We start from the raw sequence: 26,806 nt of genomic DNA, 5'->3' as shown, positions 1-26,806 counted from the left end.
GCTGTGCCATTTGGCAACGCGCTTGAAATCGCAGCACCATTGCGTGCCGGGTGCGACTAGGCGACACTGCATGAACTATGTTGCCGAGATTGACCATCCGATGATCGACCGCCGTGGCCGTATTGATCGCCGCCAGAAGCCGGTACCGCGCTTTGCGACCGAACTCGAGCAGGCAATCGAACTGGGCACTGTCGAGGTCCTGTTCCAGCCGCAGTTCCTGTGTGCCGATGGCAGCCTTGCAGGAGCCGAGGCGCTGCTGCGCTGGTACCATCCGGACGCGGGCGAGCTGTCAGGGGACCGCGTGTTCGAGCTGGCAAAGGAGGCCGGGCTGGCGGGGCCGCTTACGCGGTACCTGTGCCAGGCGGCCATGTCTGCGGCGACGAAATTCCCCGAAGCCGTTCGACTGTCGTTGAATGCAACACCGGACGACCTCGCGGATGAATCCTATCCCGGCGTTATCCGGGAAAGTCTCTCGCGCTCGGGTTTCCCCGCCTCGCGCCTGACACTGGAAATCACCGAACAGGCGCTGGTCGACCGGCTCGATGTGACCGCGACCGTATTGCGGCAGATGGTCAACGACGGCATTTCCATTGCGCTTGACGATTTCGGCGCCGGGTTCTGCAATTTCCGCTATCTCAAGGTGCTGCCGCTCGCCGCGCTGAAGCTCGATCGCTCGATGGTCGAAGGCATTGCGACCGATCGGCAGGACCTCGCAGTGTTCCGCGCAATCATGGCGATGGCCCATGCGCTCGATCTGCGGGTCATCGCAGAGGGGGTCGAGACCGAAGCCCAGCGCAAGGCAGTATGCCGCGAGGGTTGCGACCGCTGGCAAGGCTTCCTTGGCGCAAAGCCGCTCAGTGCGAGCGAATTCGCGGCGCTTCAGTCCTTCTTTTTGCCGGGGAAGAACTAGGCTTTTGCCTTGCGTGCAATCGCGCTCAGGCCCTTGGTCAGCTGGAACAGCCCGTTGAGCCGCGACTTCGGATCGCCCCATGCGCGATTGATCACCAGCTTCATGTCGGGCCGCAGCTTGGCGGTGCCCTGCAATCGGTCGACATAGGCGAGCAGGCCTGCCGGGTCGGGGAAGTCATCCTTGTGGAAGCTCACCAGCGTGCCGCGCGCGCCGACATCGATCTTGGCGATGTTGGCGGTGATCGCCTGATGCTTGATCTCGATCAGCTTGACGAGATTGGCTGTCGCATCGGGTAACGGGCCGAAGCGGTCGATCATCTCCGCCGCCAGGGCTTCGATCTCGGCCTTGTCGCCCGCATCGTTGAGGCGGCGATACAGCGCCATGCGCACCGCGAGATCGGGCACATACTCCTCGGGGATCATGATCGGGGCATCGACGGTGATTTGCGGGCTGACGGTATCGGGCTTGGCCGACAGCCCCGCCGCACCGGCCTTGGCGGCGAGGATCGCGTCTTCCAGCATCGACTGGTAGAGTTCGAAGCCGACCTCGCGGATATGCCCCGACTGCTCGTCGCCGAGCAAATTGCCCGCCCCGCGGATGTCGAGATCGTGGCTCGCCAGCTGAAAGCCCGCACCGAGGCTGTCGAGATCGCCCAGCACCTTGAGCCGCTTCTCGGCAACTTCCGACAGCTGGGTATCCGCCCCATAGGTCAGATAGGCATAGGCGCGCAGCTTCGCGCGCCCGACGCGCCCGCGCAGCTGGTAGAGCTGGGCGAGCCCGAAGATATCCGCGCGGTGGATGATGATCGTGTTCGCGCTCGGCAGGTCGAGCCCGCTCTCCACGATCGTGGTCGAGAGCAGCACATCGTACTTGCCCTCGTAGAAGGCGCTCATCCGCTCCTCGATCTCGCCTGCGCCCATCTGGCCGTGCGCTGCGACGAACTTCACCTCGGGCACATGCTGGTGCAACCAGTCCGAGATGCCCTCCATGTCCGAGATACGCGGGACGACGATGAAGCTCTGCCCGCCGCGATGATGCTCGCGCAGCAGCGCCTCGCGCATCACCATGTCGTCCCATTCCATCACATAGGTCCGCACCGCGAGGCGGTCGACCGGCGGGGTCTGGATGGTCGAGAGTTCGCGCAGGCCCGACATCGCCATCTGCAGCGTGCGCGGGATCGGGGTGGCGGTGAGCGTCAGCATATGCACATCGGCTCGCAGTTGCTTGAGCTTTTCCTTGTGGTTGACCCCGAAGCGCTGCTCCTCGTCGACGATCACCAGGCCGAGGTCGCGAAACTTCGTCTGCTTCGAAAGGATCGCGTGGGTGCCGACGACGATGTCGATATCTCCGCTCTCCAGCCCCTCGCGGGTCTCGGTAATTTCCTTCGCCGGAACGAGCCGGCTCAGGCGGCCGATCTTGAGCGGGAAGCCGGCGAACCGCTCGACGAAATTGGTGTAGTGTTGGCGCGCCAGCAGCGTCGTGGGGGCGACCACAGCGACCTGCTTGCCGTTCATCGCCGCGACGAAAGCGGCGCGCAGAGCGACCTCGGTCTTGCCGAAACCGACATCGCCGCACACCAGCCGGTCCATCGGCTTCCCGCCTTCGAGATCGGCCAGAACGTCGGCGATGGCGCGATCCTGGTCGTCGGTTTCCTCCCACGGGAATTTCTCGACGAACTGGTTGTAGGGTCCGTCTTCTGCGGGAAGCACCGGGGCCTTGCGCAGCGCGCGTTCGGCGGCGACCTTGAGCAATTCGCCGGCGATTTCGCGGATGCGCTCTTTCAGCCGGGCACGGCGCTTCTGCCAGGCCTCGCCGCCGAGCCGGTCGAGCATGACCGCTTCTTCGGACGAGCCGTAGCGGCTGAGCACGTCGATGTTCTCGACCGGGATATAGAGCTTATCGCCGCCGCGGTATTCGAGCATCACGCAATCGTGCTTCGACTGCCCGACCGGGACCGGTTCGAGCCCGAGGTACTTGCCGATCCCGTGTTCGACATGGACCACGAGATCGCCGCGACCCAGCGCCTGAAGCTCTGCCAGGAAGGCGTCCGAATCCTTCCTGCGCTTGCGGCGGCGGACGAGCCGGTCGCCCAGCACGTCCTGCTCGCTCAGCAATTCGAGTTCGGTGTTGGCGAAGCCGGTCTCGACCGGCAGAACCAGCGCGACCGCCGAGCCCTTTGCGGCGAGGCCGAGCGCTTCCTGCCAGCTTTCGGCGAGCGCCGTCCGCGCGCCGGCTTCGGACAGGATCGAGGCGATGCGAGACCGGCTGCCGGTGGAATAGGCGGCGAAGATCGGCTTCCGCCCGGCCTTGGAAACTGCGGCGAGATGCGCCGCTACCGCCTCGTAGACATTGTCCCCCCGCGCGCGCTCGGGAGCGAAATCGCGTGCGGAAGTGAAGCCGAAGTCCACGCTCTTGCCGTTTTCGGGAGCGGCGAAGATCGACGCCCGATGGGCAGGCACCGTTTCGAGCGAAGACGTGAATTCGTCCGCCGAAAGATAGAGCGAATCCTGCGGCAGCGGGCGGTAACTGCCCTTTGCCTGCCCGGTCGCGCTGGTGCGCTGCTCGGCATAATCGGCGATGTCCTTCAGCCGTTCATCGCCCGCCTGCAGCGCTGCGCTGTCGATCACCAGCAGGTCTTCGTTGCCCAGATGATCGAACAGCGTGACCATGCGCTCCTCGAACAACGGGAGCCAGTGTTCCATCCCGGCCAGCCGCCGCCCGTCGCTCACCGCTTCGTAAAGCGGGTCCTGCGTTGCGGTGGCGCCGAACAACTCGCGGTAGCGGCTGCGGAACCGCTTGATGCTCTCCTCGTCGAGCAGGGCTTCGCTCGCGGGCAGGAGCAGGTGCGATTTCAGCACCCCGGTGCTCATCTGTGTCGAAGGGTCGAAGCTGCGCAGGCTTTCCAGCTCGTCGCCGAAGAAGTCGAGCCGCAGCCCTTCCTCCATTCCCGAAGGGAAGATGTCGACGATCGAACCGCGCACCGCGTATTCGCCCTTGTCGATCACCGTGTCGGTCCGGCTGTAGCCCTGCCGCTGGAGCAGTGCCGACAGGCTCTCGCGCCCGATTTCGACCCCCGGCTTGAACTCGCGCACGCTCTCGCGGATGCGAAACGGGGTCAGCACGCGCTGGAGCACCGCGTTGACGGTTGTCACCAGTAGTTGCGAGCCGGTCTTGCCCGCCTGCAGACGATAGAGCGCCGACAGCCGCCGTGCGCTGACCGACAAAGCCGGGCTGGCGCGATCGTAGGGCAGGCAGTCCCAGGCCGGGAACTCCAGCACCTCCAGCTCGGGCGCGAAGAACTGAGCGGCATCGGTCACTGCGCGCATCGCCGCCTCGTCCGCCGCAATGAATACTGCGCGCCCCTTCGAAGCTCGCGCCAGATCGGCCATGATCAGCGGCTGCGCGCCGCGCGCGACGGAAGACAGGGTCAGCGGCTGCTTGGCCGAGAGGATGCGGTTCAGATCGGGCATTGTGCGTTGCTCGGCCGCCTCGTCAGCGAGGAATGTCCACGTAGTCGAGCTTCTTCATCAAATCCATCTGCTCGCCCGCAAAGCGATCCGGCACCGGCTGGGTTCCGAGCGCCCATGCCATGACGTCGACATCGTCTTCGTCGAGCAGGGCCTCGAACCAAAGCAATTCGATCTCCGTCCAGCTGTCACCATAGCGATCGTAGAACCCGCCGATCATATAATCCGCCTCGCGCGTGCCGCGGTGCCACGAGCGGAACTTTGCACGGGCCATGCGGCCTTCGAGGGTGAGTGCTTCGGGCATGCGGCGCGCCTAACCCTCCCGTCATTCCAGCGCAAGCTGGCATCGCTATCCACACGCGCGGTGACTTCGAAACCGATCCCGCCTTTCGCCGGGATGACGATGGTGCTTAAACTGCCTAACCTATGCGCCCCGATATCCTCAACCCCCTGTTTGCCGAGACCGAGACGCTCGAGGGTGTCGGGCCGAAGCTGCGCAAACCGCTCGACAAGCTGGGTCTGCGACGGGTGAGGGATGTCGCCTATCACTTGCCCGAACGCTTCGTTTCGCGCCGCCCGGTCGGCAATCTGGACGAAGCGGGGGAGGGCGAGCAGATCGTCGTTGCGCTGACCCCGACCGAGCATCGCGCGCCGCGCTCCGGACGCGGCCCCTATCGGGTGCTGGCCCAGGACAATATCGGCAATGTCTGCGCGCTGACCTATTTCGGCCGCGCGTCCTACACCGCGAAGAAGCAGCTGCCTGTCGGTGAGAAGCGCTGGGTGGCAGGCCGCCTCGACCGGTACGGCGACATGCTGCAGATCGTCCACCCGGACCATGTCGTCGAGGAGAGCGGCGATACGCTCGCACGGCTGTGCGAGCCGGTTTATGCGCTGTCCGAAGGATTGACCCAGCCAAGGGTGGCCGGGCTGGTTGAGCAATCGCTCTCCCGCCTTCCGGTGCTCCCCGAATGGATCGAGCCGGGCCAGTTCGCGCGGGAAAAATGGCCCGACTGGTCCGATGCACTCAAGCTGGCGCACAAGGGCGAGCATCCTGCCGCGCGCGACCGGCTGGCCTATGACGAGTTGCTCGCCAATAGCCTTGCGTTGATGCTGGTGCGGGCCGACAATCGCCGCCGGAAGGGCCAGCCCTTGCAGGGCGATGGATCGCTGCGGGCGAAGCTGGAGCTACCCTACCACCTGACGGGCGCACAGGAACGCTCTGTGCGCGAGATCGAGGGCGATCTGGCGCAGGAGGCACCGATGCTCCGCCTGCTGCAGGGCGATGTCGGCGCGGGGAAGACGGTTGTCGCGCTCGAGGCGATGCTGATCGCCTGCGAGGCAGGCAAGCAGGCTGCGCTGCTGGCACCGACCGAAATCCTCGCGCGGCAGCATTTCGAGACGCTCCGCTCGATGGCGCGTCCGTCCGGGGTCGAGGTCGCCATCCTGACCGGCCGTGACAAGGGCAGGGTGCGCGAGAGCATACTGATGGGACTGCTCGACGGGTCGATTGACATTCTGGTGGGGACCCATGCGATCTTTCAGGACAGCGTCACCTACCGCGACCTGGCGCTGGTGGTGATCGACGAGCAGCACCGCTTCGGCGTGGCGCAGCGGCTGCAACTCGCGGCCAAGGGCAGGCGGACACCGCATACGCTGGCGATGACCGCCACCCCGATCCCGCGTACGCTCACACTGGCGCAATATGGCGAGATGGACGTCAGCCGCCTCGACGAGATGCCGCCGGGCCGCCAGCCGATCGACACACGGGTGGTGTCGCAGGATCGGCTGGCCGAAGTGGTCGACGGGGTGGGGCGGCATATCGCGGGCGGCCAGCAGGCCTATTGGGTCTGCCCGATGGTGCGCGAACTCGAAACCGAGGACATCGCCGCTGCCGAAGCACGCTATGCCTCGCTGAAGGAGCGGTTCGAAGACGAAGTTGTCCTGGTCCACGGCCAGTTGCGGCCCGAGCTGAAGGACGCCGCGATGGAACGCTTTGCCAGCGGCGCGGCGAAGCTGCTGGTTGCGACCACGGTGATCGAGGTCGGGGTCGACGTACCCGCTGCGACGCTGATGGTGATCGAACAGGCTGAGCGCTTCGGCCTTGCCCAGCTCCACCAGCTCCGCGGGCGGGTCGGGCGCGGGAGTGAAAAATCGACCTGCCTGCTGCTTCGCGGAGAGGCCCTGTCCGAAACCGGGCGCGAGCGGCTGGCACTGATGCGCGAGACGCAGGACGGGTTTCGCCTCGCCGAAGAGGACCTTCGCCTGCGCGGCGGCGGCGAACTGCTCGGCACAAGGCAGTCGGGCGATACGCCATTTCGCGTGGCGAGCCTCGAGCAGATCGGCAGATTGCTACCTCTGGCGCATGACGATGCGCGATTGTTGGTCGAGCGGGATGGCGGATTGACCGGCCCGCGCGGCGAGGCGGCGCGGATTCTGCTGTATCTGTTCGAACGCGACTGGGGCGTGCAGATGCTGCGCGGCGGCTAGGCGGAAAGCGCGGTGACGATCGCCCGCGCAGCCGCGTAGACATCTTCCCGGGTGGCGCGGAAATCTTCCTCGCCGCCGTAATATGGGTCGGCCACCGGTGCGCCTTCGCGGCCGGGCACGGCATCGAGCACGAGCGCGAGGGTTGCGGTTGCATCGGCCGGCGCGATGCGCTGCAAATCGCGTAGATTGCTGTGATCCAGCGCGTAGATAAAATCGAAGCGGCGGAAATCGTTTGCCGTCACCTGCCGTGCGCGAAGGTGCGAAATATCGACACCGAACGCGGCGGCTTCAGCCACGCTGCGGGGATCGGGGGCCTTGCCGACATGGTAGTCGGCGGTGCCCGCGCTATCGATATCGATGACCAGTCCCGCATCCGCTGCGGCTTTGCGCAGCGCGGCTTCGGCCAGCGGCGAACGGCAGATATTGCCGAGGCAGACGAACAGGACTGAAGGCTTCGTCATTGGGCAGCCCTTCGCTGTCGCTCGGGAGTTTCGGCGGAAAATCGTCCCCCGGACGATTTTCTCTGGCCGAAACTGGTCGGGGAGAGAGGATTCGAACCTCCGGCCCCTGCCTCCCGAAGACAGTGCTCTACCAGGCTGAGCTACTCCCCGACCGTGTCGGTCCCGCGCGGCGATAAGGCCCCGCGGGTCGAGGCAAGGCGCGCCCTATAGGTGTGGATGCGCGGGGTGGCAAGCGGGCAAATGCGGGGCTAGGGACTTTGCATGGCCACTGCCGCGATTCCCACCGATTCTTCCGACCGCCCGCATCAGGAGTGGCAATATCTCGAGCTGATGCGCCGCATCTGGGAACATGGTAGCGAGCGGATCGACCGGACTGGAATCGGCACGCGCTCGGTGTTCGGTGCCACGCTCCGCTTCGACCTTGCCGCTGGGGCGATGCCGCTGATCACCACCAAGCGGGTGTTCTGGAAGACCGCGACGCGCGAAATGCTGTGGTTCCTGACCGGGGATACCAACATCCGTCCGCTGGTGCTGCAAGGGGTCAAGATCTGGAACGAGTGGCCGCATGCGAACTATGTGCGTGAGACCGGAGACGAAATCGCGCTGGAGGATTTCGTCCAGCGCATCGCCGATGACGAGGCTTTTGCAGCGCGGTGGGGCGACCTCGGCCCGGTCTATGGCAAGCAGTGGGTCGACTGGCCGACCTGGCGCTATCGCAAGGACGGGCTCTTCGAGCGCGGACCGGGGATAAACCAGGTGGCCGAGGTGGTCGAAAGCCTGCGCAGCAATCCGGGCAGTCGCCGCCATATCATCGAGGGCTGGAACGTCGCCGAGCTCGACCGGATGGCCTTGCCTCCATGCCACAAGACCTACCAGTTCCACGTTGGCGACGGGAGACTCAACTGCGCGCTCTACCAGCGAAGCTGCGATGTCGCGCTGGGCCTCCCGTTCAACCTGTGGAGCGGGGCTTTGCTCCAACGGATGATCGCACAGCAGGTGAATCTGGAACCGGGAGAGTTCGTATGGATGGGAGGCGATACGCACCTCTACCTCAACCACGAACACCTCGTGTCCGAGCAGCTCCAGCGCGAGCCACAAGGCCGCCCGCGGCTCGAAATCCTGCGCAAGCCGGATTCGATCTTCGACTATCGAATTGAGGATTTCGCAGTTCAAAACTATACCCCGCTCGGCGCCATCAAGGCACCAGTCGCGGTTTGAGCCATGGCTGCCTTGACCGTTTTCCAGCCGTGAAATAATATAACGCATTCGCGAAAGATTTCGTCAGGGAGATCGATTATGGCCGACAGGCCCGGAGGAGCAGGGGGCAGCAACAAGCCGGCGCTCGCGCTCCATGTCCCCGAACCCAAGTACCGGCCCGGCGATACCGCCGATTTCTCGCATATCGCCATCCCGCCTGCAGGCGCTCAACCAAAGCCCGACGAAGCGGTCGAGCCTAAGGAGATCTCGGCGCTCGCTTATGACCTCATCCGGGTATTGGGCGAGGACGACCGGGCGCACGGACCGTGGGATCCCAAGCTCGATGCCGATACGCTGCGCACCATGCTGCGCAACATGGCACTGGTTCGCGCGTTCGACGAGCGGATGTTTCGCGGCCAGCGGCAGGGCAAGACCAGCTTCTACATGAAGTGCACCGGCGAAGAGGCGACCAGCGTGGCCGCCGCGATGGCGCTGGCCAGCGACGACATGGTGTTCCCGAGCTACCGCCAGCAGGGGGTGCTGATCACCCGCGGCTATCCGCTGATCGAGATGATCAACCAGATCTACTCGAACAAGGGCGACAAGCTGAAGGGCCGCCAGCTGCCGATCATGTATTCGAGCCGCGAGCACAGCTTCTTCTCGATCTCCGGCAACCTTGCGACGCAGAACCCGCAGGCGGTCGGCTGGGCGATGGCGAGCGCGATCAAGGGCGACAGCCGGATCGCCGCGACCTGGGTTGGCGAAGGCAGCACGGCGGAAGGCGACTTCCATTCGGCATGCCTGTTCGCCACCGTCTACAACGCGCCGGTGATCCTCAACGTGATCAACAACCAGTGGGCGATCTCGAGCTTCTCGGGTTTCGCCGGGTCCGAACGCACCACCTTCGCGGCGCGTGCCCTGGGCTATGGCCTTGCCGGCCTGCGGGTCGACGGCAACGATGCGCTGGCGGTCTATGCCTCGCAGCGCTGGGCCGCCAACCGCGCCCGCGCCAATGCCGGACCGACGCTGATCGAGTATTTCACCTACCGCGCCGAAGGACATTCCACCTCGGACGATCCCTCCGGCTACCGCTCGGCGCAGGAGCGCGAGGAATGGCCACTGGGCGATCCGATCAATCGCTTGAAGAAGCACCTTATCGCGCTCGGTGAGTGGGACGAGGACCGCCAGTCGGCGATGGACGTTGAATGCGCCGAACTGGTCAAAGCGGCGACCAAGGAAGCCGAGAAGAACGGCATCCTCGGGCACGGGATGCACCATCCGTTCCGCACCATGTTCCAGGACGTCTATGAAGAACTGCCCTGGCATCTCGAGGAGCAGGCGGCACAGGCGCGGCGCGAACGCGAGATCAAATGGCCCGGAGTGGAGCCGTGGACATGAGCACGCAAGTGAGTGAAGCGTCCGATGCGGTTGTCGGGACCGAACGCCGGCTCAACATGATCGAGGCGATCAACGAGGCGCTCGACGTTATGCTCGAACGCGATCCCGACGTGATCGTGATGGGCGAGGATGTCGGCTATTTCGGCGGGGTGTTCCGCTGCACCGCCGGCCTGCAGGAAAAGCACGGCAAGACCCGCGTGTTCGATACGCCGATCTCCGAATGCGGCATCATCGGCGTTGCGGTGGGGATGGGGGCCTATGGCCTCAGGCCGGTGCCGGAAATCCAGTTCGCCGATTATATTTACCCCGGTCTTGACCAGCTGATCTCGGAGGCGGCGCGGCTGCGCTATCGCTCGGCCTGCGAATATATCGCGCCGATGACCGTGCGCTCGCCCTTCGGCGGCGGGATTTTCGGCGGCCAAACCCACAGCCAGTCGCCCGAGGCGATCTTCACCCACGTCGCCGGGCTCAAAACGGTGATTCCCTCTACCCCCTACGACGCCAAGGGTCTGCTGATCAGCTGCATCGAAGACAACGACCCGGTGATCTTCTTCGAACCCAAGCGGATCTACAACGGGCCGTTCAGCGGCTTCTACGACAAGCCCGCCGAGCCATGGAAGCGGTTCGATGCGAGCGTGGTGCCCGAAGGGCATTATAAAATCCCGCTCGGCAAGGCGCGCACCGTGACCGAAGGCGAGCAGCTGACCATCCTCGCCTATGGCACCATGGTCCATGTCACCGAGGCGGTGTGCAAGGCGAAGGGGGTCGAGGCGCATATCCTCGACCTGCGCACGCTTATGCCGCTCGATATCGAGGCGATCGAGGCATCGGTCGAGAAAACCGGGCGCTGCCTGATCGTGCACGAGGCGACCCGCACCTCGGGCTTCGGGGCGGAACTCTCTGCGCTGGTGACCGAGCGCTGCTTCTACCATCTCGAAGCGCCGGTCGAGCGCGTCACCGGTTTCGACACGCCCTATCCTCACAGCCTCGAGTGGGCCTATTTCCCCGGTCCCGTCCGCATCGGCGAGGCCATCGACAAGATCCTCAAGGACTGACGCCATGAGCACCTTCACATTCAACATGCCCGACATCGGCGAGGGGATTGCCGAGGCGGAAATCGTCAAATGGCACAAGAGCGTTGGCGACGTGATCCATGAAGACGAGGAATTCGTCGACATGATGACCGACAAGGCGACCGTCCCGCTGGAAAGTCCGGTCACCGGCAAGATCCTGGAAATGGCCGGTGCCGAGGGCGACATGGTCGCTATCGGATCGATGCTGGTGGTGATCGCGGTCGAGGGCGAGGGCGAGGATTCCGGGGAAGCGCCCGCCGCAGAAGCGCCCACGCCAAAGGCCGAGGTGGTCGAGGAGCGGATCGAAGTCGAAAACCCGGATGCCTCGGATGCGGACGATGCCTTGGCGGCGGACCCTGCGCCAGAGCCGCTGCCCGAGCCGACCCCGGCACCCGCCCCTTCAACGCAGGCCAAAGTCCTCGCCACGCCCGCCGTGCGCCAGCGCGCGAAGGACCTTGGGATCGATCTCGCGCAAGTGAAGCCCGCCGAAGATGGCCGCATCCGCCACAGCGACCTCGATGCCTTCCTTTCCTACACCGGCGGCTATGGCGCGTCAGCGAAGCCGCGCGGCGACGAAGAGGTCAAGGTCATCGGCATGCGCCGCCGCATCGCCGAGAACATGGCTGCCTCGAAGCGCAACATCCCGCACTTTTCCTACGTCGAGGAATGCGATGTGACGGCGCTGGAAGAAATGCGCGCCCAACTCAACAGCAGCCGGGGGGATAAGCCGAAGCTCACCATCCTGCCGCTGCTGATCACCGCGATCTGCAAGACGCTGCCCGATTTCCCGATGATCAACGCACGCTATGACGACGAAGCCGGTGTCGTCACCCGTTACGGTGCGGTGCATCTCGGAATGGCGGCGCAGACCGATGCCGGGTTGATGGTCCCCGTCATCCGCGATGCCCGGGCGAAGAACCTGTGGCAGCTGGCGAACGAGATTTCGCGGCTGGCCGAGGCGGCGCGGACCGGCAGGGCGAAGAGTGAGGAGATGTCGGGCGGAACGCTCACCGTTACCTCGCTCGGCCCGTTAGGCGGCGTGGCGACGACCCCGGTGATCAACCGCCCCGAAGTCGCGATCATCGGTCCCAACCGGATCATTGAACGCCCGATGTTCGTACCCGACGGGATGGGCGGCGAGCGGATCGAGAAGCGGAAGCTGATGAACATCTCGATCAGCTGCGACCACCGCGTGGTCGACGGCTGGGATGCCGCGAGTTTCATCCAGGCGCTCAAGCGAATGATCGAAACGCCGGTGCTGCTCCTGTCGAACTAATGTGATAGGCACCGCCGCATCGGGAGGGTGCGGCATGGGCAAGGACAAGAGGGTCGACGATTACATCGCGAAAGCGGGCGCCTTCGCCCGGCCGATCCTGATCGAACTGCGCGCCCGCATCCACCGCGCGCTGCCCGATGCCGAGGAAGGCATCAAATGGGGCATGCCGCATTTCATGGTTCGCGGGAAAAACGTCGCGGGGATCGCCGCCTTCAAGGCGCATTGCGCGCTGGTGATCCATGGGGAAGGGCAGCAGGGCGACGCGCTGGGCGGTTACGGGCGCATCGCCTCGATCGACGATATGCCGCCGGAGAGCGAACTGGTCGCGGCCATCAAGAACGCGGTCGAGCGGGTCGAAACCCACGGCAGCGCTACGACGGGACGTGACAAGCCCGCTCCCAAGCCGGAAATCCCGATGCCCGATGATTTTGCGGCGGTGCTGGCCGACAATCCGCAGGCGAAAGCCGCGTTCGACGGCATGGCTCCCTCGCACCGGCGCGAATATCTCGAATGGATTACCGGGGCCAAGCGCGCCGCAACGCGCGAAAAGCGGATGGCCACTGCGATCGAGTGGCTGGCCGAAGGCAAGAAGCGGAACTGGAAGTACGAAAATTGCTGAGGGGCTGTCAGCGCACGATGGCGCTATAGGTCATCCGGCCGGCGGTCTTGCCGTGCACGCGCAGCCGCACATGGGTGACCTCTTCGGGGGACGCGAGCCGATCGCCGATCCGCAGGTCGCCGATCCGGCCCCACTTGCGCCCGCCGTCGACCGAAACCTCGAGCGCATCCGAACTGCCGCGCTGGAAGGCAAGCGCGCGCGGAATGGCGCTGCGCACCACAGTGCCCTTGCGTGCTTCGGCACCCGTCCACTCGATCATCAGGATCACCCGGTCGCCGCGTTTGAGCCGGCTCGCCGCCTCCACCGTGCGCATGGACCCCCCGCTACCGAAGTTCTCGACATAGACCGCGCGCGACAGGGCGAGCCGTTCTTGCGCCGAAGCAACCGTGCCGGCCAGCGCAAGAGCACAGGCGAAACCAACCCGAAAACGCATCGCCATGCCCCCTTTGTTGCGGCGATCGAACCGGGGCCGGTATCGCAGTAAGGGGCGAAGATATGGTTAATTCGGCGGCAAGTAGGACATGCCTCTTGGTGCGCGCGACGCTCCGGCGAGTAGAACAAAGGCGACAGGTGTCGCCCTGTTGGATTTCATATCACATTGAAAGAAAGCGATTTTACGAATTTCACAGGGCGACAGTTCGGGCGCGAAACCTGGACCGGGCAACGCGTCAATGCGGCGCGGGGTGGCAGACGATGGACAAGAGCGCCAGTCAGGATAGCGGCGCATCAGCGTGTAGGAAAACGATTTGGCGAGGCCGCTCCGGCGGACCGCTTTTTTGCCGCGTTTGGGCGTTGACACGAATCCCGCAACCGCTTAGTGGCGCGGCTCCCAAGAGGCGCTGGCCGCTTAAATGCGCGGGTGTAGCTCAGTTGGTTAGAGTATCGGCCTGTCACGCCGAGGGTCGCGGGTTCAAGTCCCGTCACTCGCGCCACTTGGGACTTTTCTTCGAGCTGCAGGCTATTCCGGTGGGCGCGCGGCGCTCCACCGCCCCGTTTCCATCCAGATCAGGAAGCGCTTGAGCGGCAGCAGCCAGATCAGACCCAGCACGAGATAGATCAGCGTCTGCACCAGTACGGGCCATGTACCGACCAATTCGGGGACATATCGCGCCACCACCAGCCCGTAGGCGATCAGACCGACGATCAGCAGCAGGATGCCGACCGGGATGCGCCAGGTGGGTTCGCTGCGCTTCATCACTCGCTCCAGTAGATTCGTGTCGGGGTGACAACGCCGTCGAGCCGCATATCGTGCGTTTCGAGCGGAATGCTGTCGACCACTTGCACATCCCATGCGAGGCCAATCGCGGTGACCGGGCCATGGGCTTCCAGCCACCGATCGTAATGTCCGCCGCCCTGGCCGAGCCGATGCCCGGACTCGGTGAAGGCGAGCAGCGGGACGATGACCGCATCGGGTTGAACGACCTCAGTATCGGCTCTAGGCTGCATGGCGCGGAAGGGGCCGGGTTCAATCTCGCTGTCGTCCCACGGCTGGGTCCACAGTGCGAACTCCATCGGCGCATGAGCATCGTCGAAGCGGGGAAGGGCGATCCGGTGGCCCTGTTCGGCGAACCAGCGCGCCCAGCCAACCGCAGGGGCCTCGTCCCCGACCGGATGATAAAAACCGATTGTCCGGCAACCCGCCAACCGGTCGACCACAGCCTGTGGCGGGCGGCTGAGGATCAGGCCACGTACCTGTTCCGGCAGTGACGCCACGAAGTCACGACGCCTGGCCCGCATTTCGCGTCGCAGCGTCATCTTGTCCTGCATCCATCGCTCCATTGCGAAGTGGCGGAACCACCATGGGTCGTTTGCCAGTGAAATCCTCTGACGCCTCAACGTCAGGTGGGCGCCGTATGCCCCGGTCCCCGGGACGAACCCGTGTTCCAGAGCAGGGACAGCTCCCATGGATTGCTTATAGCCTCAGGGATATTCGATCGGCTCGTGCCGGGCAGTCCCGCCAACCCCTATCTAGGCAGTGGCAGCCCGGCTCTCAAGCTTTTCGGCGCATTCTTCGAGCAATTCGGCAAATCGCTCGAGCGCAGGCGCAAGATCGTCGGGCGCAGACTGGCCTCCGCTTGCGGCAACCACGGCGGCCATCGAACCGAGCCGTTCCACCTTTGCGGCGAGGCTGTCGCGCTCTGCCGAAAGTTGGTGCAGCTGCGCCTCGATCGCAATTGCCTCTTCCCGCGCCTGCGCTGCCTGCGCCGCCAAGGCATCTCTCTCGGCTGCCGCGTCCGATGCTTCCTGCCGCCGTTCCCGGACCTCGCGGCGAAGGTCGTCGACCTCGGCACTGTGCAATTGCTGGGCGGACTGCATTCCGTCGAGCTCGGTCTCGAGATCGCGGATGCGCCCGTTGAGCTGGTCGCGCATACCGAGCGCAAGGTTCGCTTCGCGTTGATGCGTGGCGACCGCCCCTTCAGCGGCACGCGTCGCTTCCTCTGCGGCAGTGACCTGCTTCTTCGCTTCGTGCAGATCATCGGCAACGAAAAGGCCCGCAAACAGCAGGTTCTGCGACTCGAGGGTCGACAGCGATCCACCCAGTTGCTGGAGCTTTTCGTCGAGTACCATGCCGAGGCCGGCAACGTGGCTCTCTTCTCCATCGGCGCAGGCCACGGTGTAGTTGCGACCGGCGATGGTGACGGTGACCTCGCTCATTCCTCGAGTTCCCGGATCAGTTGCTCAAGTTCGCCAAGCTGGGTCGCGACAGTTTCGCGCAAGGCTTCGTGCTTTACCACGAGGGCAGAAGCTGTCGCATGGCTCCGGGGATCGCGGTCCGCCACCTCGGCGATCCGCGCCAGCGCGATCTCGATCCGCTGAACGGCCTGTTCGATCCGGTCCCCACTCATGGCGCTTTCTTATCGCAATCGCGAACGCGGGCAAAGGCTTGCAGCAGCCTGTTGATAAGTTGCGTCACCCCGCTCGAGCCTGTCGAGCAGTGGATCGGCAGAGGAGCGCTCCTTGACCTCGCACCGCCCGTCCGCAAAGGGGTTCGCGCGCCCGAATCATGTCCGTCGCACGTGCCCGGCGGATGCCACCCAAGGAGCCTTCCCGAATGACGATCGACCCCAAGCGCATGGTACCTATGGCGAATGCCATCCGGGCCTTGTCCATGGACGCGGTGCAGGCGGCGAATTCGGGGCATCCGGGCATGCCGATGGGCATGGCCGATGTGGCGACGGTGCTGTGGTCGCACTATCTCAAGTTCGATCCCGCTGCCCCCAAATGGCATGACCGCGACCGCTTCGTGCTCAGCGCGGGCCACGGTTCGATGCTGATCTATTCGTTGCTGCACCTCAGCGGTTATGCCGCGCCGACAATCGACGATATCCGCAATTTCCGCCAGCTCGGCAGCCCCTGCGCCGGGCATCCGGAGAACTTCCTGCTCGACGGTGTGGAATGCACCACCGGCCCATTGGGGCAGGGCGTGGCGATGGCGGTCGGCATGGCAATTGCCGAGCGACAGCTCAACGCGCATTTCGGGGACGATCTGGTCAACCACCGCACCTGGGTGATCGCAGGCGACGGCTGCCTGATGGAAGGCATCAACCACGAGGCGGTGGGCCTCGCCGGTCATCTCAAGCTCGGCCAGCTGATCGTGCTGTGGGACGACAACAACATCACCATCGACGGCAGCGCCGATCTTTCGACCAGCGAGGATGTCGCGGCGCGCCACCGTGCGGCGGGCTGGCACACGGTCGCCTGCGACGGCCACGACCACGCGGATATTGCGCGCGCGATCGAGGAAGCGATGGCCGATCCCCGCCCGTCGCTGGTCGCCTGCAAGACGATCATCGGCAAGGGCGCGCCGAACAAGCAGGGCACGTCCGCCACCCATGGCGCACCGCTGGGCGCGGACGAGATCGCCGCCGCCCGCGCGGAGCTGGGCTGGAGCCATGAGCCTTTCGTCGTCCCCGCCGAGATCCTCGCCGACTGGCGTTCGACCGGCGAGCGCGGAGCGGCCGAGCATGCGGCATGGAGCGAGCGGCTCGAAGCGGACAGCGAAACCCGCGCAGCGTTCGAGAACCGGATGGCGAGCGTGGCCGACCTCGCCGCGCCCGCGATCGAGGCGCATATCGCAGCGCTGGTCGCAGAGCCGAAGACGGTCGCGACCCGCAAGGCTTCCGAAATGGCGCTCGGCCCGTTGACCGAAAAGCTTCCGCAACTTGTCGGCGGCTCGGCCGATTTGACGGGCTCGAACAACACCAAGACGCCGAGCACATCGCCGTTCAGCGCGGACGATTACGCTGGCCGCTACCTCTACTACGGCATCCGCGAATTCGGCATGGCGGCGGCGATGAACGGCATGATGCTGCATGGCGGCGTCGTTCCCTATGGCGGCACCTTCCTGATCTTCAGCGACTACTGCCGCAATGCGATCCGTCTCTCGGCGCTGCAGGAAATCGGCGTGGTCTACGTCATGACCCACGACAGCATCGGGCTGGGCGAGGACGGACCGACCCACCAGCCAGTCGAGCAGGTGATGAGCCTGCGCCTTATCCCCAATCTCAACGTCTATCGCCCGTGCGATACGATCGAGACCGCGGAATGCTGGGCGTTGGCGCTGCAGACGCCGGAAACGCCCTCGGTGCTGGCGCTGAGCCGGCAGAACCTGCCGCAGTTGCGGGGCGAGGGCGATGCGGACTGGTCGGCGTCGTCGAATCGCAGTGCGATGGGGGCCTATCGCTTGCGTGCCGCCACCGCCGATCGCAAGGCGGTGCTGGTTGCGACCGGCTCCGAAGTCGCGCTCGCTGTCGAGGTAGCCGAGGCGCTCGAAGCGCAGGGAATTGGTGCCGATGTCGTTTCCATGCCGTGCGCCGAACTGCTCGACGGGCAAAGCGCTGACTACCGTGCAGACCTATTCCCTGCCGATGTGCTGAAAATCTCGCTAGAAGCGGGTGTCACCCTCGGCTGGGAGCGCTACACCGGTACCCACGGCATCAACATCGGGCTCGACCGGTTCGGTGCCTCGGCACCGGCGGAACAGCTATTCGAGAAATTCGGCTTCACTGCGGACGCAATTGTTCCGCAAATCCTGAACAAACTCAATTCCTAAGCAGGAGCATTGAACATGGCGACCAAGGTTGCAATCAACGGTTTCGGACGTATCGGCCGCCTCGTGGCGCGCGCCTTGCTCGAGCGTGACGATCACGATCTCGAACTGGTCAGCATCAACGACCTGGCGGACACCCAGTCGAACGCGCTGCTGTTCGGATTCGATTCGACCCATGGCCGCTTCCCCGGCACGGTCGAGGTCGACGGCAGCGACCTCGTCGTCAATGGCAAGCGCATCCATGTCACCAGCGAGCGCGATCCGGGCAAGCTGCCGCATGGCGAAATGGGCATCGACATCGTGATGGAATGCACCGGTTTCTTCCAGTCGGACGAATCGGCCCGCCCGCATCTTTCGGCCGGCGCGAAGCGCGTCGTCATCTCGGCGCCTGCAACCGGTGTTTCCAAGACCATCGTCTACGGCGTCAACCACGACACGCTGACCGCCGACGACGACATCATCTCGAACGCGAGCTGCACCACCAACTGCCTCGCCCCGGTGGCGAAGGTGCTCAACGATACGGTGGGGATCGAACGCGGCTTCATGACCACGATCCACAGTTACACCAACGACCAGCGCATGCTCGACCAGATCCACAAGGACCTGCGGCGGGCGCGCGGCGGGGCGCAGAACATGATCCCGACCACCACCGGCGCTGCGCGCGCGGTCGGGCTGGTGCTACCCGAACTGAAAGGCAAGCTCGACGGCTCCTCGGTCCGGGTGCCGACGCCCAACGTCAGCCTGGTCGACCTGACCTTCGTGCCCGGCCGCGATACAACGGCGGAAGAACTCAACGCCGCGCTCAAGGCGGCGGCGGACGGCCCGATGAAGGGCGTGCTCGATTACACCACCCAGCCGCTGGTCTCGAGCGACTTCAACCACCACCCGGCAAGCTCGACCGTCGACAGCCTCGAGACCGCAGTGCTCGAAGGCAAGCTCGCCCGTGTGGTCAGCTGGTACGACAACGAGTGGGGTTTCTCGAACCGGATGATCGATACTTCGGGCGTGGTGGCCGGACTTATGTAGATTTGACCTAAATTTGCCAGCCCCGTCATGCTGAACTCGTTTCAGCATCCATCGTGCCTCCTGTACCGGCGGTCGATGGGGTGAGATGGACCCTGAAACGAGTTCAGGGTGACGGGCTTGATACGAAGGCTGCCGCAAAAATGCTGAGGCCACTATGACCACGTTCAAGACCCTCGATGATCTCGGCGACATTACCGGCAAGGTCGTGCTTGTGCGCGTCGATCTCAACCTGCCGATGCAGGAAGGCCGCGCGAGTGACGTGACCCGGGTCGAGGCGGCGAAGCCGACCATCCTCGAACTGGCGGACAAGGGTGCCAAGGTGCTGCTGCTGGCGCATTTCGGCCGCCCCAAGGGGCAGCGCTATTCGACCATGAGCACCAGCATGGTGCAGGGCGATGTCGAGCGCGTGATCGACCGCGAGATCATGTTCATCCCCGAATTGAGCGGCCCGGTGGTCGAACAATCGATCGGCATCCTGCGCAACGGCGATATCGGACTGCTCGACAACGTCCGCTTCTGGCCGGGCGAGGAAGCCAACGATCCCGACTTCGCCAAGGCGATCGCGGCCAACGCCGATATCTACGTCAACGATGCCTTCTCTGCCGCCCACCGCGCACACGCGACGACCGAAGGCCTCGCCCATATCCTGCCGGCCTATGCCGGGCGGTCGATGGAAGCCGAGCTGAAGGCGCTCGACGCGGCGCTCGGCAATCCGCAGCCGCCGGTCGCAGCGGTGGTTGGCGGGGCCAAGGTGTCGAGCAAGCTGGCGGTGCTCGAAAACCTCGTCGGCCGTGTCCAGCACCTGATCATCGGCGGGGGGATGGCCAATACCTTCCTCGCCGCGCGCGGAGTCGATGTCGGCAAGAGCCTGTGCGAACACGAGCTGACCGATGTCGCCAACCGCATCATGGACCAGGCCGATCACGCCGGCTGCACGGTGCATCTGCCCTATGACGTCACGGTGGCGAAGGAATTTGCCGCCAATCCGCCGAGCGTGCGCACCTGCAACGTCCACGAGGTGGCGGCGGACGAGATGATCCTCGACATCGGCCCGCAGGCGGTCGAGGCGCTGGGCGATGTGCTCAAGACCTGCCGCACGCTGGTGTGGAACGGGCCGTTGGGGGCGTTCGAGCTCGAACCCTTCGACAGTGCGACGGTTGCCCTCGCACGCACCGCTGCTGCGCTTACGCAGGACGGGTCGCTCACTTCGGTTGCGGGCGGGGGCGATACCGTCGCCGCGCTCAACCATGCGGGGGTCGCGGGCGATTTCTCCTATATTTCAACTGCCGGTGGTGCCTTCCTCGAATGGATGGAAGGCAAGGAGCTGCCCGGCGTGGCGGCGCTCGCGCGATGAGCGAGAACGAAGCCGTTGGAGCTACGGGTGGCCTGGTCGCAGTCACTGAAGGCGAGTGGGCCGGGTGGTCGACCTGGAGCAGCGACGCCTTCGAGCAGCGTTCCGGCCCGTTCTACGAGCGGATCGAGGAAGACGGCGGCTACGTCAGCGCCTTCCGCGCCGAGCCGCGCCATATGAACGGCGCAGGCTTCATGCATGGCGGTTGTCTGATGACCTTTGCCGACTCTGCCTTGTTCACCATCGCTGGGCGCGAATTGGCTGACAGCCATGGCGTCACCTTGAGCATGACATCGGATTTTCTCGACCCGGCGCGCGTCGGTCAGTTCATGGAAGCCCGCGGCCGGGTCGTCCGGGCAGGCGGAAAGACGATCTTCGTCGAGGGTCTGATCACCGCCGACGGACAGCCGGTGCTGCGGTTCAACGGCATCATCCGCAAGGTGAGCGGGCGTAGGTAGGTCTCCTGAAAAGGCTCCCAACGATCGTCCGACAAATTCGCCCTACCGGGCGTTGCACCGCACCGGATCGCTCGCTAATGGCCCGCTCGTGCATAGGTATGCACAGGACGAAAATCCAGCACAGGACCTCCGCATGACCTTCGAAGAGATGACCGCCCGGATCGCCGCCGGAGAGGGCTTTATTGCCGCACTTGACCAGTCGGGCGGTTCGACTCCCAAGGCGCTCAAGGGCTACGGAATCGAAGAGGGTGCGTGGAACACCGAGGACGAGATGTTCGGCCTGATCCACGCCATGCGCCAGCGGATCATCGAAAGCCCGTGCTTCGGCAACGGCAAGGTCATCGGCGCGATCCTGTTCGAAAAGACGATGGACGGCACCAGCGGCGGGAAGCCGGTGCCCGCGCGGCTGGCGGAACGCGGCATCGTGCCGTTCCTCAAGGTCGACAAGGGTCTAGAGGACGAACGCGACGGCGCGCAGCTGATGAAGCCCAACCCCGGCCTCGAAGACCTGTGCGCCCGCGCGAAGTCGCTCGGCGTGTTCGGCACCAAGATGCGCTCGGTGATCAAGGCCAACAATCCTGTGGGCATCAAGGCGGTGGTGCACCAGCAGTTTGCCGAGGGTGTGCGGATCATCGCCAGCGGGCTGATGCCGATCCTTGAGCCCGAATACGATATCACCGCCGCAGACCGCGCCGAAGGCGAAAAGGTCATGCTCGAGGCGATCCACGAAGGGTTAGGCGCGCTGCCCGAAGGCCAGCAGGTCATGCTCAAGCTGTCGATCCCCAAGGAGCCGGGACTTTATACCGAGCTTACGCGTCACCCCAAGGTGCTCCGCGTCGTCGCTTTGTCGGGCGGCTACTCGACGGAAGAAGCCTGCGCCGAACTGTCGAAGAACCCGGGCATGATCGCGAGCTTCAGCCGCGGGTTGTTGCAGGACCTTCGCCACCGGCAGAGCGACGAGGAATTCGACGGCACGCTGGGTGCGGCGATCGACCAGATCGCTGCGGCTTCGGTCGCTTGATTCGGGTTCAGCGCATTTCGTAGGTAAAGCGGTAGTCGCCGGGCTGGATCTCGGACTGCGTGGTCTTGCCCGGCTCGCCCGAAGTCAGCGCGATGACCCGGTCGTGCGTCCCGAAGGTTTCGCCCAGCGTGATATCAGCCGTATCGCGCCAGCCCGCCCCGTCGATCCGGGTTTCGACCACCAGCCGCCCAGCCCATACGCAGCGCGCATTGATCGGGCAGCGGCTGTCCTCGACTACCTTCATCGGCGTGACGGTGAGGTCGCCCACGCGAACGGGCTGCGAGAGACCGACGGCAGCCCCTTCGGCGGCGGGCGTAGCCCCGGCGAGCTGGCCATCGGGAATGATCGCGCAGGCCGAAAGTGTGAGCGGCGCGAGGGCGCAAGCGAGGAGAGGGAGCATCCTGATCATGCAGCGGGTCTAACGCGACCGGCGCTTTCGCAATCGTGAATGTCGACGAATCCCTCCGCGCGGTTTACGGCCCACGCGATGACTGACTGCCAGCTCTACCTGATCTCGCCGCTCGAAGTCGGCGGTGCTTTCCCCGAACGGCTCGCCCGCGCGCTCGATGCGGGGGCGGGCCTTGCGACCGCGTTCCAGTTTCGCGTGAAGGACATCGACCAACACGAGGCCGCACGCCTCGCCGAGCCCTTGCAGACGATCTGCGCCGAACGCGATGTCGCTTTCATCGTCAACGACAGCATCGCGCTGGCCAAGCGGCTAGGTGCCGACGGCGTTCACCTGGGCCAGAAGGATGGTTCACCCAAGGAGGCCCGCGAAGCCCTCGGGCGCGACGCACAAATCGGCGTGACCTGCCACGCTTCGAGACACCTCGCGATGACCGCTGGCGAAGAGGGGGCAGATTATGTTGCCTTCGGGGCCTTCTTCCCGAGCATGACCAAGCAGAGCGAGCACAGGCCCGAGCCGGAGCTGCTCGAGTGGTGGAGCAAGCTGTTCGAGATACCTTGCGTGGCGATCGGAGGGATCACGCCCGACAACTGCGGCCCTCTGGTGAAGGCGGGTGCCGATTTTCTCGCCGTCTCGGGCGCAGTGTGGAACGGCGATGAGGCGGCGTCGATCAGGTCGTTTGCGGCAGCGCTGGCCTCAGCCCGCGCCTGATCCGCGCGTGCAGCGGACCCGGCCGGGCTTCCCCGCTTCGTCGATCCACTGCAATGTGCTGTTGCCGATCCGGTCGAACTGCATGCCCTTCATCGGCCCGCGCGTGAAGACGACCCGGTTTCCTGTCATCAGGTAGACACCCGCGCCGGCCTCGGTCCGATAGGTGCTGGCGTTCTCGATGGTGAAGCCCTTTCCCGGAAGGACTTCCCAGGCGCTACCGCCTGCATCACCCGGGAGGGAACAGACATACTCGCCATGAGGCAGCGTAGCCAGCGGGCCCATCGCTGCACTCGCGCCGGTGCCGAGACCTATGGCGATCAAAAATGCCGTCACGCGGTAACTCATGTGCGCACATATAGCGACGCAGGCCGTTTGGTGCCACCCGCCTTGCCCGTTCGGGATGGGTGGGCTAAAGGCGCGCCGCAGATCGGCGGGCGATTTCATCGCTTCCGCTCCATGAAAAGGCCAATTCCCATGAAAATCAGCGGCGTGGACATTCGTCCGGGCAATATTCTCGAGTATGAAGGCGGCATCTGGAAAGTCGCCAAGATCCAGCATACCCAGCCGGGCAAGGGCGGGGCCTATATGCAGGTCGAGATGAAGAACCTGCAGGATGGCCGCAAGACCAACGTCCGCTTCCGCAGCGCCGACACGATTGAGCGCGTCCGGCTCGACCAGAAGGAATACCAGTACCTCTACGAAGATGGCGACAGCCTGGTGTTCATGGACAACGACACGTTCGAGCAGATCAATCTGCCCTCGGATCTGCTCGGCGATGCCAAGGCCTTTCTGCAGGATGGCATGGAAGTGACGCTCGAGCTGTGGGAAGAAAAGCCGATCTCGGTCGCGCTCCCCGAACAGGTCGAGGCGACAATCGTCGAGGCGGATGCGGTGGTGAAGGGCCAGACGGCCTCTTCCAGCTACAAGCCTGCGGTGCTCGATAATGGCGTGCGCGTGATGGTGCCGCCGCATATCGAAAGCGGCACGCGGATCGTGGTCGACGTTTACGAGCGTACCTACGTCGGCAAGGCGAGCTGATAGCCATGGCAGCCCTGTCGGGTCTTATCCGGGTAATGGAGCGTGCCGCGCGCAAGGCGGGCGGGCGCCTGCGCCGCGATTTCGGCGAAATCGAGCATTTGCAGGTCAGCCGCAAGGGGCCGGCCGATTTCGTGTCCAAGGCCGATATGCGCGCCGAACGCATACTGTATGACGAGCTGCTTGCCGCGCGACCCGACTGGGGCTTTGTGCTCGAGGAAGCGGGCATCATCGAAGGCGATCCGGACAAGCCGCGGTGGATCATCGATCCGCTCGACGGGACCAGCAACTTCCTCCACGGCATCCCGCATTTCGCGATCAGTATCGCTGTGCAGGAGCCCAAGCTGGGCGGGGGCGGCTGGGGCGAGGTGACCGCCGGGGTGGTGTATCAACCGATCACCGACGAGACCTTCTGGGCGGAAAAGACTCGCGGTGCATGGCTGCAGGATGGCCGCCTGCGGGTGTCCTCGCGCAGCCGCCTTTCGGATTCGCTGATCGCGACCGGCATGCCGTTCCAGGGTGTCGGCAATTTCGAGGAGTGGACACGGATCTACCGCGAAATCGGGCCGGAAATCGCCGGTATCCGCCGGTTCGGTGCCGCCTCGCTCGATCTCGCCTGGGTCGCCGCCGGGCGATTCGATGGCTTCTGGGAAAGCGGGCTCAACCCGTGGGACACAGCGGCCGGGTGCCTGCTGGTGCGCGAAGCTGGCGGTTTCGTGACCGACTATCGCGGCCGTTCGCAGCCGATCCTTGCCGAGCAGGTGCTGGCGGCCAACGATACGCTCCATTCGAAACTGCACAAGCTGCTGGTCGGTGCGCTGAAGGCTTGATGCTGCGGCTGTGCGCGGCTAACAGCCGCGCTCGCATCGCAGTGCCCCTGTGGTGGAATTGGTAGACGCGCTCGACTCAAAATCGAGTTCCTTACGGAGTGCCCGTTCGAGTCGGGCCAGGGGCACCACTCTCCCTCACTTGCGGAATCTGGCTGAATTCGCTTGAACTTGGTCACCGGCTCTGGGAGTCACCTTCGCGAGCATGCCAGGGATACCCTCACCTCACGCCCTAGCGGCCATGATCGTCACCGTTGCGATGTTCGTCGCCTTTGCGCGCGGGCGGATGCCGGTGGAGATCGTCTCATTGCTGACGATCGCGGTGATTGCTGTGGGGCTCTACTTCTTCCCGCTGCCCGAAACGGGGCCGACCGATGGTCTGGCGCTGGCATTCTCGGGCTTCGGTCACTACGCGCTGATCACGATCTGTGCGCTTATGATCATGGGCCGGGGGCTGGTGGTGACCGGCGCGCTCGAGCCCGCCGCGCGGCTGCTCGAGCGGGTTTTTAAGTGGAATCTGCAGGCCGGCCTGCTGGTCTCGCTGCTGCTTGCCTTCACCTTGTCGATGGGTGTCAACGATACGCCGGTCTTGGTCCTGCTGCTGCCGATCTTCGTCGCCCTGGCGCATCGCGGCGCAATGCCGGCCTCCAAAACGCTCATCCCGCTCAACGCCGCCGTGCTGATCGGTGGTATGGCCACGACGATCGGGACCTCGACCAATATCCTCGTCGTTTCGATCGCGAGAGACCTGGGGATGCGGCCCATCGGCGTGTTCGACTTTACCCCGATCGTGCTTGTCGCCGGGCTGGTGGCCTTGCCTTACCTGTGGCTGGTGATGCCTCGCCTGCTGGGTGACAACCGGGTCGCAAGCGATGTGGTACTCCGCCGCTTCCACACGCGTTTGCGGATCGGAGACGATAGCGCGCTGGTCGGTCGCGAACTGGCGGAAGTCGGGCCTGGCCTGCCGGATGACATCATATTCCACGATCAGAACGAAGGGGTTTTCGCCCCGCAGCAGCGACCGCACATCTCGGGGACGCACGAGGGGCTCGAAGAGGCGATGCGCACCCTGCGCAGCGATATCGCACCCAGCTGGGTGCTCGACCGGATCAAACGCAGCTCGCAAACAAAAGCTCAGGATATCGTGGTGGTCGAGATGACCGTTACACCCGATTCCCGGCTGGTCGGCCGCACCTTGCCAACTTCCGGCATCGCCGACCTCTACGGTGTCGCGGTGCTCGGCATCCATCGGCCGGCCCGCCTGGTCGGCGGGCAGGAACAACACGGCGAAAGCGGCGATCTGCGGATGGTGGAAGGCGATGTCCTGCTGGTCATGGGGCTACCGGACGATCTTCAACAGTTCGCGCGCAACGACAGCCTGCTCACGCTCGACGGTGCCCGCGAACTGCCGCGCCGGTCGAAAGCGGTCCTTGCTGCTGCGATCATGTTCGGCTCGGTGTTCACGGCTTCGATCGGCCTGCTTCCGATCGCGATTTCCGCGCTGGCGGGTGCGATCCTGATGTTCGTGACCGGCTGCGTGAAGTTCGACCGCGTGGGGCGCGCGCTTTCGGCCAAGGTTATCGTGCTGGTCGCCGCGAGTATCGCGATCGGGCGCATCGTGGGTGACAGCGGCGCGGCCGACTGGCTCGGCTCGCTCATGGCGGTCGGTCTGGCTTACCTCTCTCCGGCTGCTGTGCTTGCGGCCATCATGCTGTTCGTGACCCTGCTGACCAATTTCGCGTCCAACGCGACCGCTGCCACCGTCGGCACCCCGATCGCGTTCAGTATCGCGGCCAAACTGGGCCTGCCACCCGAACCTCTGGTGCTCGCGGTGCTGTTCGGCTGCAACCTGTGCTATGCCACGCCGATCGCCTATCAGACCAACATGCTGATCATGGCCGAAGGCAGTTACGAGTTCAAAGACTACATCCGCACCGGTGTGCCGCTGGTCATACTGATGGTCACGACCTTGTCGTTCCTGCTGGTGATGACCTACGGTATGTGAAGCCGACCATTCGAGGGGATACTATGTT

Annotated in this window: 26 protein-coding genes, 3 tRNA genes and 1 other RNA gene; 18 read left to right on the top strand and 12 right to left on the bottom strand. The window is 64.7% G+C overall.

Going from position 1 to position 26,806, the window contains the following annotated elements; genetic code table 11:
* Window positions 1–70 precede the first annotated feature (70 nt).
* Entirely contained in the window at window positions 71–910 is an 840-nt protein-coding gene (locus NSO95_RS08810; protein ID WP_257595824.1) for an EAL domain-containing protein, read from the top strand.
* Here NSO95_RS08810 and mfd read toward each other — a convergent pair.
* Window positions 907–4,380: a transcription-repair coupling factor gene (gene mfd, locus NSO95_RS08805; protein WP_257595823.1), complete on the bottom strand. Its 3,474-nt coding sequence runs from the start codon at window positions 4,378–4,380 to the stop codon at window positions 907–909. The two genes, NSO95_RS08810 and mfd, sit on opposite strands and share 4 nt — an antisense overlap.
* 22 nt (window positions 4,381–4,402) lie before the next feature.
* Window positions 4,403–4,681 (bottom strand): FAD assembly factor SdhE, encoded by a 279-nt coding sequence (locus NSO95_RS08800; protein ID WP_257595821.1) that lies wholly within the window; start codon window positions 4,679–4,681, stop codon window positions 4,403–4,405.
* A gap of 122 nt (window positions 4,682–4,803) precedes the next feature.
* On the opposite strand from NSO95_RS08800, the gene recG reads away from it, so the two are divergent.
* Window positions 4,804–6,864 (top strand): ATP-dependent DNA helicase RecG, encoded by a 2,061-nt coding sequence (gene recG, locus NSO95_RS08795; RefSeq protein WP_257595820.1) that lies wholly within the window; start codon window positions 4,804–4,806, stop codon window positions 6,862–6,864.
* Here recG and NSO95_RS08790 read toward each other — a convergent pair.
* Together NSO95_RS08790 and NSO95_RS08785 are read right to left on the bottom strand one after the other, a co-directional pair.
* Window positions 6,861–7,325 (bottom strand): low molecular weight protein-tyrosine-phosphatase, encoded by a 465-nt coding sequence (locus tag NSO95_RS08790; protein WP_257595819.1) that lies wholly within the window; start codon window positions 7,323–7,325, stop codon window positions 6,861–6,863. The genes recG and NSO95_RS08790 overlap by 4 nt on opposite strands.
* Before the next feature lie 73 nt (window positions 7,326–7,398).
* Window positions 7,399–7,475: transfer RNA gene (locus NSO95_RS08785), tRNA-Pro, on the bottom strand.
* Between the two features lie 111 nt (window positions 7,476–7,586).
* Here NSO95_RS08785 and thyA point away from each other — a divergent pair.
* From thyA to NSO95_RS08760, 5 genes are all read left to right on the top strand, one after another.
* On the top strand, window positions 7,587–8,543 hold the full coding sequence (thyA, locus tag NSO95_RS08780; RefSeq protein ID WP_257595818.1) for a thymidylate synthase: 957 nt from the start codon (window positions 7,587–7,589) through the stop codon (window positions 8,541–8,543).
* A 78-nt stretch (window positions 8,544–8,621) separates the two neighbouring features.
* Complete coding sequence (locus NSO95_RS08775; protein ID WP_257595817.1) at window positions 8,622–9,920, top strand: 3-methyl-2-oxobutanoate dehydrogenase (2-methylpropanoyl-transferring) subunit alpha; 1,299 nt, start codon at window positions 8,622–8,624, stop codon at window positions 9,918–9,920.
* Window positions 9,917–10,975: an alpha-ketoacid dehydrogenase subunit beta gene (locus tag NSO95_RS08770; RefSeq protein ID WP_257595816.1), complete on the top strand. Its 1,059-nt coding sequence runs from the start codon at window positions 9,917–9,919 to the stop codon at window positions 10,973–10,975. The genes NSO95_RS08775 and NSO95_RS08770 overlap by 4 nt, the downstream gene beginning before the upstream one ends.
* A 4-nt stretch (window positions 10,976–10,979) precedes the next feature.
* A complete protein-coding gene (locus NSO95_RS08765) occupies window positions 10,980–12,269 on the top strand; it encodes a dihydrolipoamide acetyltransferase family protein (protein ID WP_257595815.1) in 1,290 nt (429 codons plus the stop codon).
* A 34-nt stretch (window positions 12,270–12,303) separates the two neighbouring features.
* Complete coding sequence (locus NSO95_RS08760) at window positions 12,304–12,888, top strand: YdeI/OmpD-associated family protein (RefSeq protein WP_257595813.1); 585 nt, start codon at window positions 12,304–12,306, stop codon at window positions 12,886–12,888.
* 7 nt (window positions 12,889–12,895) lie between these two features.
* On the opposite strand, the gene NSO95_RS08755 is transcribed toward NSO95_RS08760, so the two are convergent.
* Window positions 12,896–13,321 carry a hypothetical protein gene (locus tag NSO95_RS08755; RefSeq protein ID WP_257595812.1) on the bottom strand — a complete coding sequence of 142 codons (426 nt, stop codon included), beginning with the start codon at window positions 13,319–13,321 and terminating at the stop codon, window positions 12,896–12,898.
* 422 nt (window positions 13,322–13,743) lie between these two features.
* On the opposite strand from NSO95_RS08755, the gene NSO95_RS08750 reads away from it, so the two are divergent.
* Window positions 13,744–13,820 (top strand) — tRNA-Asp (locus tag NSO95_RS08750).
* Between the two features lie 26 nt (window positions 13,821–13,846).
* On the opposite strand, the gene NSO95_RS08745 is transcribed toward NSO95_RS08750, so the two are convergent.
* The 5 genes from NSO95_RS08745 to NSO95_RS08725 form a co-directional block, all read right to left on the bottom strand.
* Window positions 13,847–14,083, bottom strand: coding sequence for a DUF2842 domain-containing protein (locus NSO95_RS08745; protein WP_257595811.1), 237 nt, complete (start codon window positions 14,081–14,083; stop codon window positions 13,847–13,849).
* Window positions 14,083–14,655 carry a 5-formyltetrahydrofolate cyclo-ligase gene (locus NSO95_RS08740; protein ID WP_257595810.1) on the bottom strand — a complete coding sequence of 191 codons (573 nt, stop codon included), beginning with the start codon at window positions 14,653–14,655 and terminating at the stop codon, window positions 14,083–14,085. The genes NSO95_RS08745 and NSO95_RS08740 overlap by 1 nt, the downstream gene beginning before the upstream one ends.
* Before the next feature lie 20 nt (window positions 14,656–14,675).
* Window positions 14,676–14,846, bottom strand: a non-coding RNA gene (ssrS, locus tag NSO95_RS08735) — 6S RNA.
* Between the two features lie 10 nt (window positions 14,847–14,856).
* Entirely contained in the window at window positions 14,857–15,543 is a 687-nt protein-coding gene (locus NSO95_RS08730) for a cell division protein ZapA (RefSeq protein WP_257595809.1), read from the bottom strand.
* On the bottom strand, window positions 15,540–15,734 hold the full coding sequence (locus NSO95_RS08725; RefSeq protein WP_257595808.1) for a hypothetical protein: 195 nt from the start codon (window positions 15,732–15,734) through the stop codon (window positions 15,540–15,542). Before NSO95_RS08725 ends, NSO95_RS08730 begins: the two co-directional genes overlap by 4 nt.
* A 206-nt stretch (window positions 15,735–15,940) precedes the next feature.
* Between NSO95_RS08725 and tkt the strand changes: the two genes are divergently transcribed.
* The 5 genes from tkt to NSO95_RS08700 all read left to right on the top strand — a co-directional run bounded on the left by tkt (window position 15,941) and on the right by NSO95_RS08700 (window position 21,794).
* Window positions 15,941–17,941, top strand: coding sequence for a transketolase (gene tkt, locus NSO95_RS08720; RefSeq protein WP_257595806.1), 2,001 nt, complete (start codon window positions 15,941–15,943; stop codon window positions 17,939–17,941).
* 15 nt (window positions 17,942–17,956) lie between these two features.
* The gene (gene gap, locus NSO95_RS08715; RefSeq protein WP_257595805.1) at window positions 17,957–18,964 is read left to right on the top strand and encodes a type I glyceraldehyde-3-phosphate dehydrogenase; all 1,008 of its coding nucleotides are present in this window, start codon (window positions 17,957–17,959) and stop codon (window positions 18,962–18,964) included.
* A gap of 154 nt (window positions 18,965–19,118) precedes the next feature.
* Window positions 19,119–20,318, top strand: a complete 1,200-nt coding sequence (locus NSO95_RS08710) for a phosphoglycerate kinase (RefSeq protein ID WP_257595804.1) — start codon at window positions 19,119–19,121, stop codon at window positions 20,316–20,318.
* Complete coding sequence (locus NSO95_RS08705) at window positions 20,315–20,773, top strand: PaaI family thioesterase (protein ID WP_257595803.1); 459 nt, start codon at window positions 20,315–20,317, stop codon at window positions 20,771–20,773. Before NSO95_RS08710 ends, NSO95_RS08705 begins: the two co-directional genes overlap by 4 nt.
* A 133-nt stretch (window positions 20,774–20,906) precedes the next feature.
* On the top strand, window positions 20,907–21,794 hold the full coding sequence (locus NSO95_RS08700; protein ID WP_257595802.1) for a fructose bisphosphate aldolase: 888 nt from the start codon (window positions 20,907–20,909) through the stop codon (window positions 21,792–21,794).
* 7 nt (window positions 21,795–21,801) lie between these two features.
* Here NSO95_RS08700 and NSO95_RS08695 read toward each other — a convergent pair whose 3' ends face one another.
* On the bottom strand, window positions 21,802–22,203 hold the full coding sequence (locus tag NSO95_RS08695; protein ID WP_257595801.1) for a hypothetical protein: 402 nt from the start codon (window positions 22,201–22,203) through the stop codon (window positions 21,802–21,804).
* 39 nt (window positions 22,204–22,242) lie between these two features.
* On the opposite strand from NSO95_RS08695, the gene thiE reads away from it, so the two are divergent.
* Window positions 22,243–22,911, top strand: a complete 669-nt coding sequence (gene thiE, locus NSO95_RS08690; RefSeq protein WP_257595800.1) for a thiamine phosphate synthase — start codon at window positions 22,243–22,245, stop codon at window positions 22,909–22,911.
* On the opposite strand, the gene NSO95_RS08685 is transcribed toward thiE, so the two are convergent.
* A complete protein-coding gene (locus tag NSO95_RS08685; RefSeq protein ID WP_257595799.1) occupies window positions 22,897–23,244 on the bottom strand; it encodes a hypothetical protein in 348 nt (115 codons plus the stop codon). The genes thiE and NSO95_RS08685 overlap by 15 nt on opposite strands.
* Window positions 23,245–23,385: 141 nt before the next feature.
* On the opposite strand from NSO95_RS08685, the gene efp reads away from it, so the two are divergent.
* The 4 genes from efp (at window position 23,386) to NSO95_RS08665 (ending at window position 26,778) form a co-directional block, all read left to right on the top strand.
* Window positions 23,386–23,949 (top strand): elongation factor P, encoded by a 564-nt coding sequence (gene efp, locus NSO95_RS08680; protein WP_257595798.1) that lies wholly within the window; start codon window positions 23,386–23,388, stop codon window positions 23,947–23,949.
* 5 nt (window positions 23,950–23,954) lie between these two features.
* Window positions 23,955–24,776: an inositol monophosphatase family protein gene (locus NSO95_RS08675; RefSeq protein ID WP_257595797.1), complete on the top strand. Its 822-nt coding sequence runs from the start codon at window positions 23,955–23,957 to the stop codon at window positions 24,774–24,776.
* A gap of 43 nt (window positions 24,777–24,819) precedes the next feature.
* Window positions 24,820–24,904, top strand: a tRNA-Leu gene (locus tag NSO95_RS08670).
* Window positions 24,905–25,014: 110 nt separating this feature from the next.
* Window positions 25,015–26,778: an SLC13 family permease gene (locus tag NSO95_RS08665; RefSeq protein WP_366519001.1), complete on the top strand. Its 1,764-nt coding sequence runs from the start codon at window positions 25,015–25,017 to the stop codon at window positions 26,776–26,778.
* The last annotated feature ends 28 nt before the right edge of the window (window positions 26,779–26,806 follow it).

Origin of the sequence: Parerythrobacter lacustris (assembly GCF_024626475.1) — a bacterium.
In the GTDB taxonomy this organism is placed as follows: domain Bacteria; phylum Pseudomonadota; class Alphaproteobacteria; order Sphingomonadales; family Sphingomonadaceae; genus Parerythrobacter_A; species Parerythrobacter_A lacustris.
This window is presented reverse-complemented; position numbering and strand designations above follow the sequence as displayed.